This window comes from Pseudomonas sp. W3I7, from assembly GCF_030816095.1.
GTDB lineage: Bacteria > Pseudomonadota > Gammaproteobacteria > Pseudomonadales > Pseudomonadaceae > Aquipseudomonas > Aquipseudomonas salomonii.
Genome location: NZ_JAUSXP010000001.1, coordinates 2,392,733 through 2,408,597, shown reverse-complemented (window position 1 = coordinate 2,408,597; position 15,865 = coordinate 2,392,733). Strand labels below are relative to the sequence as shown.

Here is a 15,865-nt window from a genome sequence, read left to right as displayed (position 1 = left end):
CTAGCATTGACGAACACCACTTTTTGCAACTACATTTAGTTACACGCAAGGAACGCCGTGTCCAAAAATGAAAAGCTGCTCGCCAAACTGCTCAATGAGCACATGGCGTTTACCTGGCCTGAGCTGGTAACGCTGATGCGTCAGCTTGGCTACCGACAAATTGAAGGGGCTGGAAGCCGCGTTAAGTTCGATATCGGCAACCCCAGTGCAATGATCACCTTGCACAGGCCTCACCCCGGCAACGAACTGAAACACTACATTCGGCGCCAGATCATCGAACAATTGAAATCAGGAGAACTGATTCAGTGGACAACCAACTGAAACATCAAGGCTACATCGGCTCTATCGAAGCCAGCCTCGAAGACAATTGCCTGTTCGGCAAGGTGCTGTTCATCAAGGCACTGGTGAGCTATGAAGGCAAAACCGTCGCCGAGCTGGACGCGGCGTTCCGCGAGGCGGTAGATGACTACCTCGTGACCTGCCAGGCACTGGGGCAAACCCCGGAGAAACCTTGCAAGGGTTCATTCAACGTGCGCGTCGGTCACGACTTGCATTTGGCGGCGGCCCTGGCAGCGACGCGCAAAAAAGTCACGCTCAATGACCTGACGCGACAGGCGTTGAATGAGTTTTTGCAGCATCACTGCGCAGAACCTGTACCCACGCTCGGCTGAGCGCCCAAGCGCCGATACCCAAACACCGCCGAGCCCAATACCACCGCGCCCGCCACCAATGCCACCCAGAACCCGCTGGCAGCACCAAAGTGGTCGATCATCCAACCGGAGCTGGCCGCGCCAATGGCCACGCCAATACTCAGGCCGGTGATCAGCCAGGTCATGCCTTCAGTCAGGCGGCTGGGCGGCACCACCTGCTCCACCAAGGCCATGGATACGATCAGCGTTGGGGCAAAGAACAGCCCGGAGATAAAGATCGCCGCCGCCAGACCGGGGATATTGGTCACCAGCAGCAGCGGTAATGTGGTCAACGCCGTGGCCACGCCGCAGAACAGAAATTGCCGAGGCAGCGGCGCCTTGAGCTTGAGCATGCCAAAGGCCAAACCCGCCAGGCACGACCCGATGGCATACACCGACAGCACGATACTGGCCGCCGCCGGTTGGCCCTGGTGTTGGGCGAAGGCCACGCTGACCACATCCACCACACCCACGATCACGCCCATGGCAAGCAGCAGGATCATCAGGATCAATACCGACGGTGAAGCGATCAACCAGCGGCCGTGGTGGTCTTGCTGCGCATGCACCGGCGGCTCTGTCGCACGCTGCAGCACAAAGGTGGTGACGCCAACCGCCAGCAGCAACGCCGCCACCAAGGGCCCCGCTTCCGGGAACAGCACCACGCTCAGGCCTACCGAGATCGGCGGGCCGATAATGAAACACACCTCATCAAGCACCGACTCCAGGGCGAAAGCGGTTTGCAGCCTGGGCTGGCCACGGTACAGCTCGGTCCAGCGCGCCCGCACCATGGCCGACATGTTCGGCATGCAACCGGCCAGTGCGGCGAACACGAACAGCATCCAGGCTGGCGCCTGCAAACGAGTGCACAGCAACAACAGCAACAACGCTCCGCCGCCGATCAACGCCGCAATCGGCAGCACCCGGCCTTGGCCATAGCGGTCCACCAGGCGGGACACCTGCGGCGCACAGAATGCCGTCGCCAAGGCAAACACCGCCGCCACCGAGCCTGCCAGGCCATAACCGCCATGCACTTGCGAGAGCATGGTGATCAGGCCGATACCGGTCATCGAAATCGGCATGCGCGCAAGCATGCCCGCCAGTACAAACGCCCGGCTGCCTGGGGCCTGGAATAACTCGGCGTAGGGATTTGCCATCCTGCTTAACCTCTTCCTCAACCCTTGAAACTTGCGATTTGCAGGTATCAAGGCAAAATACATACGGTGCGTATGTGACAAATCATGCGTAACATACGCAGCGTATGTCAATCACTCACTGAGCTAATGCGAGCCTTACCCATGAGCCGAGCCCGTACCGAAATGATCGACGCCACCCGCGCCCGGCTGATCGCCAGCGCTCGCCAAGCCTTCGCGACCCAAGGCTACGCCAACACCTCGATGGATGACTTTACCGCTCGCGCCGGCCTCACCCGCGGTGCGTTGTACCACCACTTCGGCGACAAGAAAGGTTTATTGGCGGCGGTGGTCGCCGAGCTCGACGCGGAAATGGACGCGCGCCTGCAGGGCATCAGCGACCAGGCGCAAGAGCCCTGGAGCGGCTTTTGTGAACGCTGCCGCGCCTATTTGCGCATGGCCCAGGATGGCGAGATCCAACGCATTGTGTTGCAGGATGCGCCTGCCGTACTCGGTGATACAGGCTCTCAGCAACAGTGCGTGGAATCCCTGCGCCAGCTGCTGGAGGCGATGATGCAGGCCGGTGTCATCCAGCAAGCCCCCAGCGTCGCACTGGCCCAGTTGATCAATGGCAGCCTGGTCAACACGGCCCTGTGGATCGCCCGTGACGAGCAACCAAACCTGCGCCTGCAAGAAGGTTTACAGGCGCTGGAACTGTTACTGCAAGGCTTGAAGCAACCCGTCACACCAGCCGTTTGATCTGCTTGTGGCGCCACACCAACCGGTAATAGGCGGTCTGCAACACCAGCATCGCCAGGTAGGTCACCGGAAATGCCATCCACACGCCTTCCAGGCCGAAGTGCGCGTTGAACAGGTACGCCATCGGCAACTCAACGCACAGCACACAGAAGATCGAAATCGCCACCGGCATCAACACCACGCCACTGGCGCGCATGATCCCGCCAATCACCGCCTGGAACCCGAACACCAGGATGCTCCACAGCATGATATGCAGCAGGTGCTCGGCATTGAGCCGTGCCGCGTCGTCGGTGATAAACAAGCCCAGCAACCAGTGGGACAACAGGTAACCCAACAGGATCAAGCCACCGGTCAGGCACAGGTTGATCACAAGCCCGGTGCGCAGGATCGGACCGATACGCTCCAGGCGCCCTGCACCAATCGCCTGGGCACCGAGGATCGAGGCCGTGATCGCAATCGACAGCGCCGGGAACTGCACGTAGTTGACGATCTGCGTCACCGCGCCATAGGCCGCCGTAGCTTGTGAGCCATGACCGTTGACCAGCGCCAGAATCACCAGCTCCGACAGCGACAACACCACCATCTGCAAACCGGTTGGCAAGCCGATACGCAAGACCTTGCCGAGGATCGCCCGGTCCAGGCGCAAGGCCGCGAGCAGTTCACGGTCCGGCGCCATCACATGGTTTTTATGGCGCAGGCGCAAAATCAGAAACAGCATGGCCGCCGCGTTGCCTACCAAGCCCGCATACACCGCACTCTGAATGCCCATGGGTGGCAAGCCGATCCAGCCACGAATCAGCGCCGGGGTCAGCAGCAGGCCGACCAGCGTCGAGACCATCAACGCCAGCAACGGCGAAACCGTATCGCTGACGCCTCGCAATAGTTGGGTGTAGAGGATGAACACCAGCAGCAACGGCATGATCAACATCATCATCTGGGCATAACCCACCGCATCATCGAGTACATCGATCGGCGTACCCAACGCCTGCAACGCCGGGCGCGCAAACAGGCTGCCCAGCACTGCCGCGATCAAGCCAACCAGCGCGCCAAGCGTCAGGGTGGCGCCGGTAATCACCTTGACCATCGCGGTTTCCTGCGCGCCCCAGGCTTGCCCGATCAACACCGACGCGCCCGCCCCCAGGCCGATCACCAACGCAATAAAGAAAAACACGATGGGGAACATCCCCGACACCGCCGCCAGCGCCTGGGTGCCGAGCATCTGCCCGACATAGATGCCGTTAAGGGTGCCGGAAAAGCTTTGCAGGAAGTTGGACAGCACCATGGGTGCCAGAAACATCAGGTAGATCTGCCACAACGGCCGCTTTGGGGTGACGTCCATACGGGTTTGAATCTCTGGATTATTGTTATGCAGTAAAGGCATTGCGTGACAGCCAGGCCAGATACGTCTGCACGTCCACCGGCCAATGCGCGATTTTCAGGGAAAACTCGGCACCGTCCTCGGCAAACAGCGCCCGTGACGCGTCTTCAAACCCTGGCAGGTCGCCGCCGAGGGCGCTCATGAAACGATAGCTGGCCTCTTTGGCCTGGCGCATTTGATCACGGGCAGCATGAACATTGCGCGCTTCATCCACCAACCGGCGTAACGCCGCCGACGCGCCGCCACGTTGTTGGGCCAGCCATTCCCAGTGGCGCGGCAGCAGGGTGACTTCCCGCGCGACGACACCGAGCTTGGGACGGCCCACCGAAGGCGTCGCGGGGGTGGTTTCATCAATCTCGACGGGCGCTGGTTGTTCCGGCGCGTAGCCTGCAGGCCAGGGATAGTCGACCTGGGTGCCGGTGGCATCATCGAAGACCAGGAAGCTGCCGGTCGGCAAATCAAGGCCAGACAGCGCAGCGGCAACCTCAGCATAAGAACCGGCCGCCACACGTTGGTGACGGACAAAGGCAGTGCAGGCTGCTGTATTTTGAATAGGCATCGATTATTACCCGGATGTTATTTGTTTTACCCGGATCATATTAACTGTATTTTAATAATCCGCAAGCCGATGCGGTAAAACCGTCGGCGCGGCCACACACTTGTCGCGTTAGCTGCAACCTGAGGGAGCTGGCTTGCCTGCGATTGCGATTTGGCAGCTTGCCTCTTCGGCGACTGGTTTACCGCTATCGCAGGCAAGCCAGCTCCCACAGTGGACTTGCATCGTGGCTGAGACCGGCTAGCCGCCAAAGGTCTGCGACGGCCGCCGCAACGTCGGATCAAACGGATTGATCCGTGGCCCGATCGCTGCCGCTTCGCGCTTGAGCAACTCCACCACCATCGGCAACCGGCTTGGCCCCAAGCGGTCACTGATGGTCGCCACACTCAACGCCGCCACCGCATGCCCATCCCGATTCAGAATCGGCACCGCCAACCCGGCCATGCCTTCGAGCACACCGGTATTGCGCGCCGCATAACCCAGGCGCCGCACATTCTCGACCTCGGAGCGCAGCAGCACTTCGTCATACAGGTGAAAATCCTTGAGGCGTGGCAGGTTGTAGCGGATCACCGTCTCACGCTCTTCCTCCGGCAGGAAACGCCAGAATCGCCAGACTGCCCTGCCCCACGCCGAGCGCCACACGCCCGCCGATATCGCCAGTGAAGGTGCGAATCGGATACGGCCCTTCGCTGCGGTCCAGGCAGATCGCATCAAAGCCGCTGCGCGCCAGCAGAAACAGCGAATCCCCTAAGGAAGCACTCAGGCGCAACATGCTCGGGCGCACCAGGTCGCGCAGGTTGCCGGTCTTGCCGGCGTTGGCCGCCAGGGCGAAGAACTCCAGGCTCAGGCGGTAGCGCTTGCTGCGCGCATCCTGCTCAACCATGCCTTCGTCCATCAGGCTGCGCAGCAAGCGGTGCGTCGTGGGCTGCGACAGGCCGACTTGCTGCGCGAGCTGGGTTACGCGCTCGCCGCCTTCGGGCACTTCGCCCAGCGTGCGCAATAACGCAAACAGACGAGACACGCTGCCCGCGCCAACTTCCTTAGGGTTTTCATTCCGATCAGTGGAATCCATAACGCGTAATCTCGGGTTAAATTCTGGTGAGTGAATAAATCTGAAAATAATAGTCCATTCAGTGAAATTCCATCTTCCGCCCATCCTAGTCTTCGTCCTAATCTGCGTCCACAGGGGCGAAATGAACAACAACCGGCAGCCGACTTGAGATCGAGCGCCAACGCACCCGCAACACTCTTTTCGCATCTGCCCAAAACAAAAAAGCGCGTTTCGACGCGACTCAAAAAAGGTGGAACGCAGACATGGCTTTTCTCCAACTCAACGCCTTGAGCAAACGCTACGGCGCCGTCGACGCAGTGGTCGCCACCGACCTTGCGGTGGAAAAGGGCGAGTTCGTTTCCCTGCTCGGCCCCTCGGGCTGCGGCAAGACCACCACCCTGCAAATGATCGCTGGCTTTGTGGACGTGAGCGGCGGGCAGATCCTGCTCGACGGCCGCGACATCACCCACGCCAAACCCGCCAGCCGTGGCTTGGGCGTGGTGTTCCAGAGTTACGCGCTGTTCCCGCACATGAGCGTGCGCGACAACGTCGCCTTCGGCCTGAAAATGCGCAAAGTGCCGGCGGCCGAGATCGCCAGCAAAGTCAAAACCGTGTTGGAACTGGTGCGCCTGGCCCCACACGCCGAACGCTACCCGCGTGAATTGTCCGGCGGCCAGCGCCAACGTGTGGCCCTGGCGCGTGCGCTGGTGATCGAGCCGCCTGTGCTGCTGCTGGATGAGCCGCTGTCCAACCTCGATGCCAACCTGCGCGAAGAGATGCAGTTCGAAATCCGCCGTATTCAGTGCGCCGTGGGCATCACCACCTTGATGGTCACCCACGATCAGGCCGAAGCGCTGTCGATCAGCGACCGCGTGGTGGTGATGCAGGCCGGGCGCGTGACCCAGATCGACGCGCCCTACAAGCTCTACGAACACCCACGTACGCGGTTTATCTCGGACTTTGTCGGCAAGGCCAACCTGCTGGCCGGTGACTTCGACGAATTCGGCACTCCCCAAGTGCGTCATACCGGCGGCGACGGCACACTGGTACTGAGCCTGCGCCCGGAAAAAATCCAGCTGGTGGATGCAGGTGCAGGCCGCCTGCAGGGCAAGGTACTCGACAGCTACTTCTTCGGCAGCCAATGGCTCTACCGCGTCCAAACGTCTCTGGGCGAAATCACGGTGGTACGCAGCAATGACGGCAGCGCGCCGCTCGGTTGCGGCGCGGCGGTGGGCCTGGACTGGCATGCCGAATTGCTGCGCGTGCTGGCAGCCGATGAGGTGCGCGCATGAGCCGTGGTTATCTGTTGTCGCTGCCGGCCCTGCTGCTGTTTACCGGCCTGCTGATCCTGCCACTGTTCATGACCCTGGTGCTGTCGTTCAACGTGTTCGACTACCAGGTGGGCGTGAAGGCCGATGAGTGGACCTTCGCCCATTACCTGTCGCTGTTCAGCGATGCGTACTTCTACGAGATCTTCTGGCGCACCTTCTGGATCAGCGCCCTGGTGACTCTGCTGTGTGTAGTGATCGGCGTGCCGGAAGCCTACATCCTCAGCCGCATGGGCACGCCGTGGCGTTCGATCTTTTTGATTTTGATCCTCACGCCGCTGCTGATTTCGGTGGTGGTGCGCGCCTTCGGCTGGAGCTTGTTGCTGGGTGCCGATGGGTTGGTCAACCAAGTCATCCAGTTCCTCGGCGGGCGCCCGGTGAAGCTGCTGTACACGCCGTTCGCGGTGGTGATCGCCCTGGTGCACGTGATGCTGCCGTTCATGATCATCCCGGTGTGGACCTCGCTGCAAAAGCTCGACCCGTCGGCGGAACAGGCGGCGCTGTCGCTGGGTGCAAGCCAGGCCACGGTGATGCGCAAGATCGTGTTGCCGCAAGTGATGCCCGGCGTGCTGTCCGGCACCTTGATCGTGTTCGGCCTGGCCGCCAGCTCCTTTGCGATACCCGGCCTGCTCGGCGGGCGGCGCCTGAAAATGGTCGCCACCGTGGTCTACGACCAGTACCTCTCGGAACTCAACTGGCCCATGGGCGCGACCATTGCGGTGGTGCTGCTGTTGGTCAACTTGCTGATCATGCTGAGCTGGAACCGCATGGTCGAAGGCCGCTATAAAAAGTCCCTGGGGGTTTAAGCGCATGTCCAGAAACGGTCCTTTGGCCCTCGGTTTCCATGGTTTGGTGGTGCTGTTCATGATGGCGCCGCTGGTGGTGGTGTGCCTGGTGGCCTTCACCCCGGAAAACACGCTGAGCCTGCCCACCTCGGGCTTCTCGCTGCGCTGGTTTCGTGCAGTGTTCGAGCGTGCCGACTTTATCCAGGCGTTCTACAACAGCCTGATCCTGGCGTTTACCGCCGCCACCCTGGCGACCCTGATTGCAGTGCCCGCCGCCTTGGCGATCAGCCGCTATCAGTTCCCGGGGCGCAACTTTTTCAGCGCGTTGTTCCTGTCGCCCATCATCATCCCGCACCTGGTGCTGGGCGTGGCGATGCTGCGTCTGTTTGCGCTGATGGGCGTCAATGGCAGCTTCACCTGGCTGATGCTGGCGCACGTGGTGATCATCACACCGTATGTGCTGCGCCTGGTGTTGGCGGCGGCCATTGGTATTGATCGCAGTGCCGAGCAAGCCGCTGAATCCCTCGGTGCCGGGCGCTTCACGCTGTTCCGTCAAATCACCTTGCCGATGATTCTGCCGGGTGTGGCCGGCGGCTGGTTGCTGGCGTTCATCAACAGTTTCGATGAAGTAACGCTGTCTATTTTTGTCAGCTCGCCGGCCACGCAAACCCTGCCGGTGCGCATGTACGTGTACGCCACCGAGTCCATCGACCCGATGATGGCGGCAGTGTCGGCGCTGGTCATTGCACTCACCGCAGCCACCATGATCCTGCTCGACCGGGTGTATGGCCTGGACCGCGTCCTGGTGGGGAAACATTGATGGCCTTGTTCAAGCGCTTGGCCGAAACCCGCCGCCCTGCCCTGGCCTTCACCCTCGACGGGCAACCGGCCACCGGCTTGCTGGGCGACACGTTGCTCACCGCCATATTGACCTGCGCCGAGCACCTGCGCGGCAGCGATTTCAGCGCCGAACGCCGCGCCGGTTTTTGCCTGATGGGCGCGTGCCAGGACTGCTGGGTGCGGCTGGAGGATGGCCGCCGTGTGCGGGCTTGCTCGACGCTGCTGCAAGAGGGCCAGGCGATCAGCCGCGATCCGGGGCGTCAGGCATGAAACCGATCGTGATTGTCGGCGCAGGCCCGGCGGGCATCAGCGCGGCGCGCACCTTGCTCGACCATGGCATCACGCCTTGCCTGGTGGATGAAAGCCTGCGCGGCGGCGGGCAGATTTACCGGCGCCAACCGGCTAATTTTCAGCGTTCGCCCAAGCAGCTGTATGGCTTTGAGGCGGGCAAGGCGACGGCCGTGCACCGCACACTGGATGAGTTGGCGCCACTGATCGACTACCGGCCCGAAACCCTGGTGTGGAACGCCGAGGACGGTCGCCTGGACATGTTGAGTAACGGCCACGCCGAAAGCGTGGAGTACGCCCGGATTATCGTCGCCACCGGCGCCACCGACCGCATTCTGCCGGTGCCGGGCTGGACCTTGCCCGGCGTCTACAGCCTGGGCGCTGCGCAAATCGCGTTGAAATATCAGGGCTGTGCCATTGGTGAGCGCGTGGCGTTGTGTGGCAGTGGGCCGTTGCTGTATCTGGTTGCCTACCAATACGCCAAGGCCGGGGCCAAGGTGGTGGCAGTGCTCGACAGCGCGCCATTCATCGCCCAGTGCCGTGCTTTGCCGGCGCTGCTGGGGCAACCGGCGACCCTGGCCAAAGGCATTTATTACCGTGCCTGGCTCACCGCCCATGGGGTTCCCGTGCACCAGGGCGCGACGCTCCAGCAGATCGACGGCGAGCAACGGGTGCGTGGCATTCGCTGGGGCAAGCGGGTGCTGGAATGCGATGCCGTGGCGTTCGCCCATGCACTGCGCAGCGAGACGCAACTGGCGGATTTGCTCGGCTGCGAATTTGCCTGGAACCCTTTGAACCGTGCCTGGCTGCCACAACGCGACAGCACCGGGCGCAGCAGCGTCAGCGGCGTGTACCTGGCGGGCGACGGGGCCGGGATCATGGGCGCCGATGCTGCGCAGATGGCCGGTGAACGTGCGGCGTTGGCGGTACTGGAAGATTCAGGCGTCGCCATCGATCCGCTTCGCCCAGCGCTGCTTGAGCAGCAACTGGCGGGTATCCAGCGCTTTCGCCATGGCCTGGAAACCGCGTTCCCTTTCCCTGAGCAATGGGCCGCGCAGGCACCGGATGCGTTAATCCTGTGCCGCTGCGAAGAAGTCAGCGTCGGCGATGTACGCGCGGTCGTCGATGAGGGCCACTGGGAAATCAACCGGGTCAAAGCCCATTGCCGGGTCGGCATGGGCCGCTGCCAGGGCCGCATGTGTGGGCTGGCGGCAGCAGAGGTTGTGGCCGAGCGCAGCGGTCGCGCCATACACGACGTTGGCCGCCTGCGCGGCCAGGCGCCGATCAAGCCGCTGCCGTTTGGTGTGCAGGTGCAGCCATGATCGATGTGATCGTGTTGGGCGGCGGTATCGTCGGCGCGTCGGCGGCCTTGATGCTCGCGCACAAAGGCCAGCGTGTGGCCTTGGTGGAACGAGACTTTTGTGGCTCGCACTCCAGCGGCGTGAATTACGGCGGTGTGCGCCGCCAAGGCCGCCCCTTGCACCAATTGCCACTCTCACAACGTGCTCATGAACTGTGGGCCGACCTGCCGGGGTTGATCGGCATCGACGGCGAGTACGTGCGCTCCGGGCATTTGAAACTGGCGCGCAGCCATGGGGATTTCGCTGCGCTGCAAGCCTATGCCGAACAGACCCGTGGGTTTGGCCTGGGCTTGCAATTGCTGGACTACACCGAGTTGCGCGCACGCTTCCCGTGGGTGGGCGACATCGCGGTGGGCGCTTCGCTGTGCCCCGAAGACGGGCATGCCAACCCGCGTTTGGTGTCGCCTGCTTTCGCCCGTGCGGCGCAGCGTCTTGGCGCGGCGGTGCACGAACAGGCCGAAGTGACGCAGATCGAACATGACGGCCAGTGCTTCCAGGTGCGCTGCGCCAATGGCCTGCACCTGCAAGCGCCGTGGTTGCTGAACTGCGCGGGGGCCTGGGCCGGGACGCTCGCCGCGCAATTTGGCGAGCCGGTGCCGATCACCTCGGCGCACCCGGCGATGCTGGTCACCGAGCCGCTGCCGGTGGTGATGAACGTGAGCACCGGTGTTGAAGGCGGCGGGATTTATGCGCGGCAGGTCGCCCGTGGCAATTGCATCCTCGGCGGCGGCCGTGGTTTTGCCCTTGGCCCGCTGACGGCGCGCCCTGGGCAAGCGGCGGTATTGGAGATTCTGCGCAATGCCGGCGAGCTGTACCCGTTTCTCAAGGGTGCCCAGGCGATTCGTACCTGGAGCGGCACCGAAGGTTACTTACCCGATCATGAACCGGTGATCGGCCCCAGCAGCACCCAACCTGGCCTGCTCCACGGTTTCGGCTTTGCCGGCGCCGGGTTCCAGCTCGGCCCCGCCGTCGGTGAAGCCCTGGCAGAGATCGTCTGCACAGGCGCCAGCCGCCAGCCCATCGAAGCGTTTTCCATTCGTCGTTTCCAAGCCTGAGAGGAAAAACCCCCATGAACCTACGTATCGCGCTGTCCTGCTTGCCCCTCGCCTTGCTCACCACCACCGCCCATGCCGCGCCGACGCTGTACCTGGGCATGAACGGCGGCACCATGGAACGGGTGTACGCCGACAAGGTGCTGCCCGCGTTCGAGAAAGCCAATAACGTCAAGGTGGTGATTGTGCCCGGCACTTCGTCGGACATCCTCGCCAAGGTCCAGGCCAACAAAGACAACCCGCAGATGCACGTGATGTTCCTCGACGACGGCATCATGTACCGCGCCATTTCCATGGGCCTGTGCGACAAACTCACACCCAACCCGACCCTGGACCAGATCCCGGCCAAGGCGAAAATCAAGGATGAAGCGGTCGCCGTAACTCTGGGCGTCACGGGCCTGGGCTACAACGCCAAGATGTTCAAGGAAAAAGGCTGGGCCGCGCCCACCTCATGGATGGACCTGGCCGATCCGCGATTCAAGGACAAAGTGGTGTTCCAGTCCCTGGCCTCCTCCACCTTCGGCCTGCACGGCTTCTTGATGTTCAACCGCATCCAGGGCGGCTCCGAGACCAACGTGGAGCCGGGCTTCAAGGCCTGGCCAAAAACTATCGGCCCCAACGTGCTGGAATACATCGCCAGCTCCGCGAAAATCTCCGAGATGGTGCAGACCGACGAAGCCGCGATCTTCCCCCTCACACCCACCCAGGTCACCACCCAGCAATTGCTCGGCATCCCGATGGAATACGCCCAGCCCAAGGAAGGCGCAGTGGTGCTCAATGTGGCCGAGTGTGTGATTGCGCGTAATGACCAGCCGGAACTGGCGCAGAAACTTGCGGCCTTCTTGCTGACCGCCCAAGCCCAGGCGCCGGCGCTGGAAGAAGGTGACCAGATCCCGTCGAACCCGACCACGCCGACCACCGACAAAACCCGCGCACGGGTGGAGGCCATGCAAGGCTACTTGCAGACAGCGATTTCGATTGATTGGGACCAGGTCAACCAGGCGCGGCCGGAGTGGAATGCGCGGTGGAGCCGCTCGATCGAGCGTTAACGGGCAGTTGTGGCGTGCTCCCGCGCGACTGCGCGGGAGCTACTGGCAGCGAATGTTTGCCAGTTTCAGTCGCATGTCGTGATAGCGGTAAGTGTTTAGCAGAAGTATTCCCAGCAGTGGAAACGCAACCCCCAACAGATAAGCCAGCGCGTGGGGCCGGTATTGAATGGTCGGGGTCACCACTATCAAGCAGAGGACAAAATAGCCCGTCTGCCATCCAGTGGAAGCAACGCGCCCGCGTGCCAGCATCCAATGGCCGAGGCCAGATAAAATCATCAAACCCAGCAACAGCGCAACGCTAGATCCGGTTTGCATCGCCGGGCCAAGGCGGCGCAAATAGGTGGTGCTCGCCAGGAAGCCAGCGGCTCCGCCTGAAAGCAGGCTTACAACGACTATAAGCAGAAATTCAGGCAGACACCGGGCAAGACGGTTTGCAGTTGACTCCCTCACGCTACAGCGCTCCCCGGCCAGTCAAGGCCGCTCGTGCAAAAGCGTGAGGGTAATCAGTAACGCCCAATGAGTGATGTAGGACACTTCTCGTTTTTTTGCGCGCAACGTTACCGGTCTAGCCGCGAATCATCGGCTCCCACAGGAAAGCAGATATTGGGTGATAGCTATGCGCCTTAACGCGTCGCCATCGCGGCGAGTTCTTCGCGGCTACGGCTGATCGCTGCACCGGCATTACGCAAGTCCGTTACCGCCGCCGCACCGCCCGCCTCGCTGATGCCTCGGCACGCCGGCAGGTGCAGCACCACTTCCAGGCCAGCCCTGAGCAATTGCATGGCCGTGGTCTTGACGCAAAAGTCCAGGGCCAGGCCCCCCACGATCACACGGCGCACGCCCTGGGCCTTGAGGTACTCGATAACCCCGGTGGACAGCTTGTCGTGCAGGTCGTGGTAACAGGCGCCATAGGGATGCAGGTCGGGTTCGACGCCCTTCCAGATGAAGTAGTCGTAGTCATACGGCGTGGGTAATTCGTCGAGCAAGGTGAAGCCTTCAGTGCCCGGCACACAATGACTGAGCCAGGTGAGGTCGGCATGCTCAAGGCCGGTGGGTTTCAACATGTCGCCGGGCTGCGTGACCACCCACAGGGCGTGCGGGGTATGGGCGTCTTTGCTGCCGACACGATAACCGGCAAGACTGGCCATGTAGTTGAGCTCGGCACCGATCTGATCGCCACCGGCCACCGGCAGTTCATTGGGGCACAACGGCGTGAAGCTCTTTTGAGGGTCGACGTCGAATGAGGCAATGGCGGTTTTCAAAAGGGTCATGGCGGCACTCCTGTGAGGTGCAGGTAAAAGTAGACATGAGGTACGGCTACCTCCACAAACACTTTGTTTACTTTTTTGAGCACAGCGTTGCCGTCTCACCTCGCATACAAGCCCCCTGGAGATCCATTGTGGGAGCGGGCTTGCTCGCGAATGCGGTGTGTCAGTTGCTAAATGCATTGACTGACACGCCGCATTCGCGAGCAAGCCCGCTCCCACATTTTGCTCAGTGCTTGGCTCAATTCATCCAGTTGCCGCCATCGACATTGTAGGTCTGGGCCACGATGTAATCGGCGTCTGTAGAGGCCAGAAAAATCGCCATGCCGGTCAGATCCTCAGCCGTGCCCATCCGCCCGAACGGCACCTCGGCGCCAACCCGTTGCTTCTTCTCGCCAGGTGCCAGCCCTTCATGCCTGGCAAACAGCGCATCCACACCATCCCAATGCTCGCCGTCGACCACGCCCGGTGCGATCGCGTTGACGTTGATGCCCTGCTTGATCAGGTTCAAACCCGCCGACTGCGTGAGGCTGATCACCGCCGCCTTGGTCGCGCAATACACCGCCACCAATGGCTCGCCGCGCCGCCCGGCCTGGCTGGCCATGTTGATGATCTTGCCACCGTGGCCCTGGCTGATCATCTGGCGGGCCGCGGCCTGCAAGGTGAACAAGGTGCCGGCGACGTTGATCGAGAACAGCCGGTCAAAGCTGTCGCGGGTGATGTCGACGATGGGCGCCAAGTCGAACAGTGCAGCGTTGTTGATCAGGATATCGAGCTTGCCGGCATGGGCCACCACAGCCCTAATCGCGGCGTCGATAGAGGCTTGCTCCGTGACATCCATCGCGACCGCGTAAGCCTGTGGCCCCAGTTCGGCGGCTGTGGCCTGGGCGCGTTGCAGGTTGATATCGGCAATGGCGACCGTTGCGCCTTCAGCGATATAGGCCTGGGCAAAGGCGCGGCCGATACCGCGCGCCGATCCGGTGATCAGCGCGCTTTTACCTTCGAGTCGGTTCATAAAGAAGTCCTGTTTACTTAGGGTAATCGGCGCGTTTCATTTCGCGCTCGGTGGTGGACTGAGCCGCAAGCAGCGCCTGGTCGACCGTCATGCCGCCGGTAAGCGCCGCCGAGAACAACTTGCCCACCGAGGTGCCGATGGCCTGGAACTCCGGGATGGTCACGTACTGGATGCCCACATACGGCACCGGTTGGGCCGAGGGGTGCGCTGGGTCGGCGTGCTTCATCATCTCCAACGTCACCTGGGCAAACGGCGCGGCCTTCAGGTAAGCCTCGCTGTAGGTGGACTGGCGGGTGCCCGGCGGTACGTTGGTGATGCCTTCTTTATCCGCGACCAGCTGGATGTAGTCCTTGGAGGTGGCCCAGGCAATAAAGGCCTTGGCGGCGTCTTTATGCTTGGACGTGGCCGGGATGGCCAGGGACCAGGCATACAGCCAGGATGAGCCTTTGTCGGTGACTTCGGTCGGTGCAGCGGCAAACCCTACACTGTCGGCCACTTTGCTCTGGGTTTTGTCAGTGGTGAACGAGCCGGCGACGCTGGCATCCACCCAGATCGCGCACTTGCCGCTGTTGAACAGCGCCAGGGTTTCGTTGAAGCCGTTGCTGGAGACGCCTGGCGGGCCGTAGTTCTTCAGGGTGTTGACGTAATAGTTAGCGGCGGCCGTCCACTCGGGGCTGGTCAGTTGCGGCTTCCACTGTGGGTCGAACCAGCGGGCGCCAAAGGCGTTGGCCATGGTGCTCAGCAAGGCGATGTTCTCGCCCCAACCGGCTTTGCCACGCAGGCACATGCCATATTGATCTTTGTCTTTTACCGTGAGCTTGGCTGCGAACGCGCCGAGCTGAGTCCAGGTCGGATGCGCAGGCATGCTCAGGCCGGCTTGCTTGAACAGGTCGGTGCGGTAGTAGGTGACAGTACTTTCACCGTAAAACGGCAACGCATACAGGGTGTTGTTAACCGACAAGCCCTGGCGCACGGAGGGGAAAATATCCTCGGCATCGTAGTCGGCCGGCAACTGGGTCAGCGGCTCCAGCCAGTGTTTGGCGCCCCACAATGGCGTCTCGTAGGTGCCGATGGTCAGCACGTCGAACTGCCCGCCCTGGGTGGCGATATCCGTAGTGAGGCGTTGGCGCAGCACGTTTTCTTCAAGCACCACCCAATTGAGCTTGATGTCCGGGTGCTGCTGCTCGAACACCTTGGACAGGCGTTGCATGCGGATCATGTCACTGTTGTTGACCGTGGCGATGGTCACGGTGTCGGCGGCGTAGCTGGGCATGGCCAGCGCCAGGCCAGTCAGCAGGAACAGCGCGTGTGGGAGCTTG

At 62.0% G+C, this 15,865-nt stretch carries 16 protein-coding genes and 1 pseudogene; 10 read left to right on the top strand and 7 right to left on the bottom strand.

The annotated features are described in order from the left end of the window. Positions 1-57 precede the first annotated feature (57 nt). Together QF043_RS11260 and QF043_RS11255 are read left to right on the top strand one after the other, a co-directional pair. Entirely contained in the window at positions 58-321 is a 264-nt protein-coding gene (locus tag QF043_RS11260) for a type II toxin-antitoxin system HicA family toxin (protein ID WP_056859315.1), read from the top strand. Further along, positions 306-671, top strand: coding sequence for a type II toxin-antitoxin system HicB family antitoxin (locus QF043_RS11255; protein WP_056859316.1), 366 nt, complete (start codon positions 306-308; stop codon positions 669-671). Before QF043_RS11260 ends, QF043_RS11255 begins: the two co-directional genes overlap by 16 nt. Here the strand turns inward: QF043_RS11255 and QF043_RS11250 are convergent. Further along, positions 638-1,843, bottom strand: a complete 1,206-nt coding sequence (locus QF043_RS11250; RefSeq protein WP_307418524.1) for an MFS transporter — start codon at positions 1,841-1,843, stop codon at positions 638-640. The two genes, QF043_RS11255 and QF043_RS11250, sit on opposite strands and share 34 nt — an antisense overlap. A 141-nt stretch (positions 1,844-1,984) precedes the next feature. Here QF043_RS11250 and QF043_RS11245 point away from each other — a divergent pair, with 141 nt between their 5' ends. Next, positions 1,985-2,578 carry a TetR/AcrR family transcriptional regulator gene (locus QF043_RS11245; protein ID WP_307418523.1) on the top strand — a complete coding sequence of 198 codons (594 nt, stop codon included), beginning with the start codon at positions 1,985-1,987 and terminating at the stop codon, positions 2,576-2,578. Here QF043_RS11245 and QF043_RS11240 read toward each other — a convergent pair. From QF043_RS11240 to QF043_RS11230, 3 genes and pseudogenes are all read right to left on the bottom strand, one after another. Beyond that, positions 2,562-3,917: an MATE family efflux transporter gene (locus QF043_RS11240; protein WP_017139597.1), complete on the bottom strand. Its 1,356-nt coding sequence runs from the start codon at positions 3,915-3,917 to the stop codon at positions 2,562-2,564. The genes QF043_RS11245 and QF043_RS11240 overlap by 17 nt on opposite strands. A 25-nt stretch (positions 3,918-3,942) precedes the next feature. Further along, positions 3,943-4,515, bottom strand: coding sequence for a DUF2239 family protein (locus tag QF043_RS11235; RefSeq protein WP_307418522.1), 573 nt, complete (start codon positions 4,513-4,515; stop codon positions 3,943-3,945). A gap of 237 nt (positions 4,516-4,752) precedes the next feature. Beyond that, positions 4,753-5,584, bottom strand: a pseudogene (locus tag QF043_RS11230) (IclR family transcriptional regulator). A 242-nt stretch (positions 5,585-5,826) separates the two neighbouring features. Here QF043_RS11230 and QF043_RS11225 point away from each other — a divergent pair. The 7 genes from QF043_RS11225 to QF043_RS11195 are packed head-to-tail and all read left to right on the top strand — an operon-like array spanning position 5,827 to position 12,266. Continuing rightward, entirely contained in the window at positions 5,827-6,855 is a 1,029-nt protein-coding gene (locus QF043_RS11225) for an ABC transporter ATP-binding protein (protein ID WP_307418521.1), read from the top strand. Further along, complete coding sequence (locus tag QF043_RS11220; protein WP_307418520.1) at positions 6,852-7,697, top strand: ABC transporter permease; 846 nt, start codon at positions 6,852-6,854, stop codon at positions 7,695-7,697. The genes QF043_RS11225 and QF043_RS11220 overlap by 4 nt, the downstream gene beginning before the upstream one ends. A gap of 4 nt (positions 7,698-7,701) precedes the next feature. Beyond that, positions 7,702-8,496, top strand: a complete 795-nt coding sequence (locus QF043_RS11215) for an ABC transporter permease (protein WP_065932095.1) — start codon at positions 7,702-7,704, stop codon at positions 8,494-8,496. After that, on the top strand, positions 8,496-8,786 hold the full coding sequence (locus QF043_RS11210) for a (2Fe-2S)-binding protein (protein WP_017139603.1): 291 nt from the start codon (positions 8,496-8,498) through the stop codon (positions 8,784-8,786). Before QF043_RS11215 ends, QF043_RS11210 begins: the two co-directional genes overlap by 1 nt. Then, positions 8,783-10,126 carry an NAD(P)/FAD-dependent oxidoreductase gene (locus QF043_RS11205; protein WP_307418519.1) on the top strand — a complete coding sequence of 448 codons (1,344 nt, stop codon included), beginning with the start codon at positions 8,783-8,785 and terminating at the stop codon, positions 10,124-10,126. The genes QF043_RS11210 and QF043_RS11205 overlap by 4 nt, the downstream gene beginning before the upstream one ends. Beyond that, a complete protein-coding gene (locus tag QF043_RS11200; protein ID WP_307418518.1) occupies positions 10,123-11,220 on the top strand; it encodes an FAD-binding oxidoreductase in 1,098 nt (365 codons plus the stop codon). The genes QF043_RS11205 and QF043_RS11200 overlap by 4 nt, the downstream gene beginning before the upstream one ends. A gap of 14 nt (positions 11,221-11,234) precedes the next feature. After that, on the top strand, positions 11,235-12,266 hold the full coding sequence (locus tag QF043_RS11195) for an ABC transporter substrate-binding protein (protein WP_307418517.1): 1,032 nt from the start codon (positions 11,235-11,237) through the stop codon (positions 12,264-12,266). A gap of 623 nt (positions 12,267-12,889) precedes the next feature. Here the strand turns inward: QF043_RS11195 and QF043_RS11190 are convergent. The 3 genes from QF043_RS11190 to QF043_RS11180 all read right to left on the bottom strand — a co-directional run bounded on the left by QF043_RS11190 (position 12,890) and on the right by QF043_RS11180 (position 15,819). Next, positions 12,890-13,537 (bottom strand): nicotinamidase, encoded by a 648-nt coding sequence (locus QF043_RS11190; RefSeq protein ID WP_307418516.1) that lies wholly within the window; start codon positions 13,535-13,537, stop codon positions 12,890-12,892. Positions 13,538-13,772: 235 nt separating this feature from the next. After that, the gene (locus tag QF043_RS11185) at positions 13,773-14,546 is read right to left on the bottom strand and encodes an L-iditol 2-dehydrogenase (protein WP_307418515.1); all 774 of its coding nucleotides are present in this window, start codon (positions 14,544-14,546) and stop codon (positions 13,773-13,775) included. 13 nt (positions 14,547-14,559) lie between these two features. Further along, positions 14,560-15,819: a sugar ABC transporter substrate-binding protein gene (locus QF043_RS11180; RefSeq protein WP_373460779.1), complete on the bottom strand. Its 1,260-nt coding sequence runs from the start codon at positions 15,817-15,819 to the stop codon at positions 14,560-14,562. Positions 15,820-15,865 lie beyond the last annotated feature (46 nt).

Excerpts from the sequence above, each read along its gene's own strand:
- QF043_RS11180 (WP_373460779.1), bottom strand. The coding sequence starts at position 15,819 with ATGCCCAGCTACGCCGCCGACACCGTGACCATCGCCACGGTCAACAAC.
- QF043_RS11195 (WP_307418517.1), top strand. The coding sequence starts at position 11,235 with ATGAACCTACGTATCGCGCTGTCCTGCTTGCCCCTCGCCTTGCTCACC.
- QF043_RS11190 (WP_307418516.1), bottom strand. The coding sequence starts at position 13,537 with ATGACCCTTTTGAAAACCGCCATTGCCTCATTCGACGTCGACCCTCAA.
- QF043_RS11235 (WP_307418522.1), bottom strand. The coding sequence starts at position 4,515 with ATGCCTATTCAAAATACAGCAGCCTGCACTGCCTTTGTCCGTCACCAA.
- QF043_RS11250 (WP_307418524.1), bottom strand. The coding sequence starts at position 1,843 with ATGGCAAATCCCTACGCCGAGTTATTCCAGGCCCCAGGCAGCCGGGCG.
- QF043_RS11240 (WP_017139597.1), bottom strand. The coding sequence starts at position 3,917 with ATGGACGTCACCCCAAAGCGGCCGTTGTGGCAGATCTACCTGATGTTT.
- QF043_RS11185 (WP_307418515.1), bottom strand. The coding sequence starts at position 14,546 with ATGAACCGACTCGAAGGTAAAAGCGCGCTGATCACCGGATCGGCGCGC.
- QF043_RS11200 (WP_307418518.1), top strand. The coding sequence starts at position 10,123 with ATGATCGATGTGATCGTGTTGGGCGGCGGTATCGTCGGCGCGTCGGCG.
- QF043_RS11225 (WP_307418521.1), top strand. The coding sequence starts at position 5,827 with ATGGCTTTTCTCCAACTCAACGCCTTGAGCAAACGCTACGGCGCCGTC.
- QF043_RS11245 (WP_307418523.1), top strand. The coding sequence starts at position 1,985 with ATGAGCCGAGCCCGTACCGAAATGATCGACGCCACCCGCGCCCGGCTG.
- QF043_RS11210 (WP_017139603.1), top strand. The coding sequence starts at position 8,496 with ATGGCCTTGTTCAAGCGCTTGGCCGAAACCCGCCGCCCTGCCCTGGCC.
- QF043_RS11220 (WP_307418520.1), top strand. The coding sequence starts at position 6,852 with ATGAGCCGTGGTTATCTGTTGTCGCTGCCGGCCCTGCTGCTGTTTACC.
- QF043_RS11205 (WP_307418519.1), top strand. The coding sequence starts at position 8,783 with ATGAAACCGATCGTGATTGTCGGCGCAGGCCCGGCGGGCATCAGCGCG.
- QF043_RS11215 (WP_065932095.1), top strand. The coding sequence starts at position 7,702 with ATGTCCAGAAACGGTCCTTTGGCCCTCGGTTTCCATGGTTTGGTGGTG.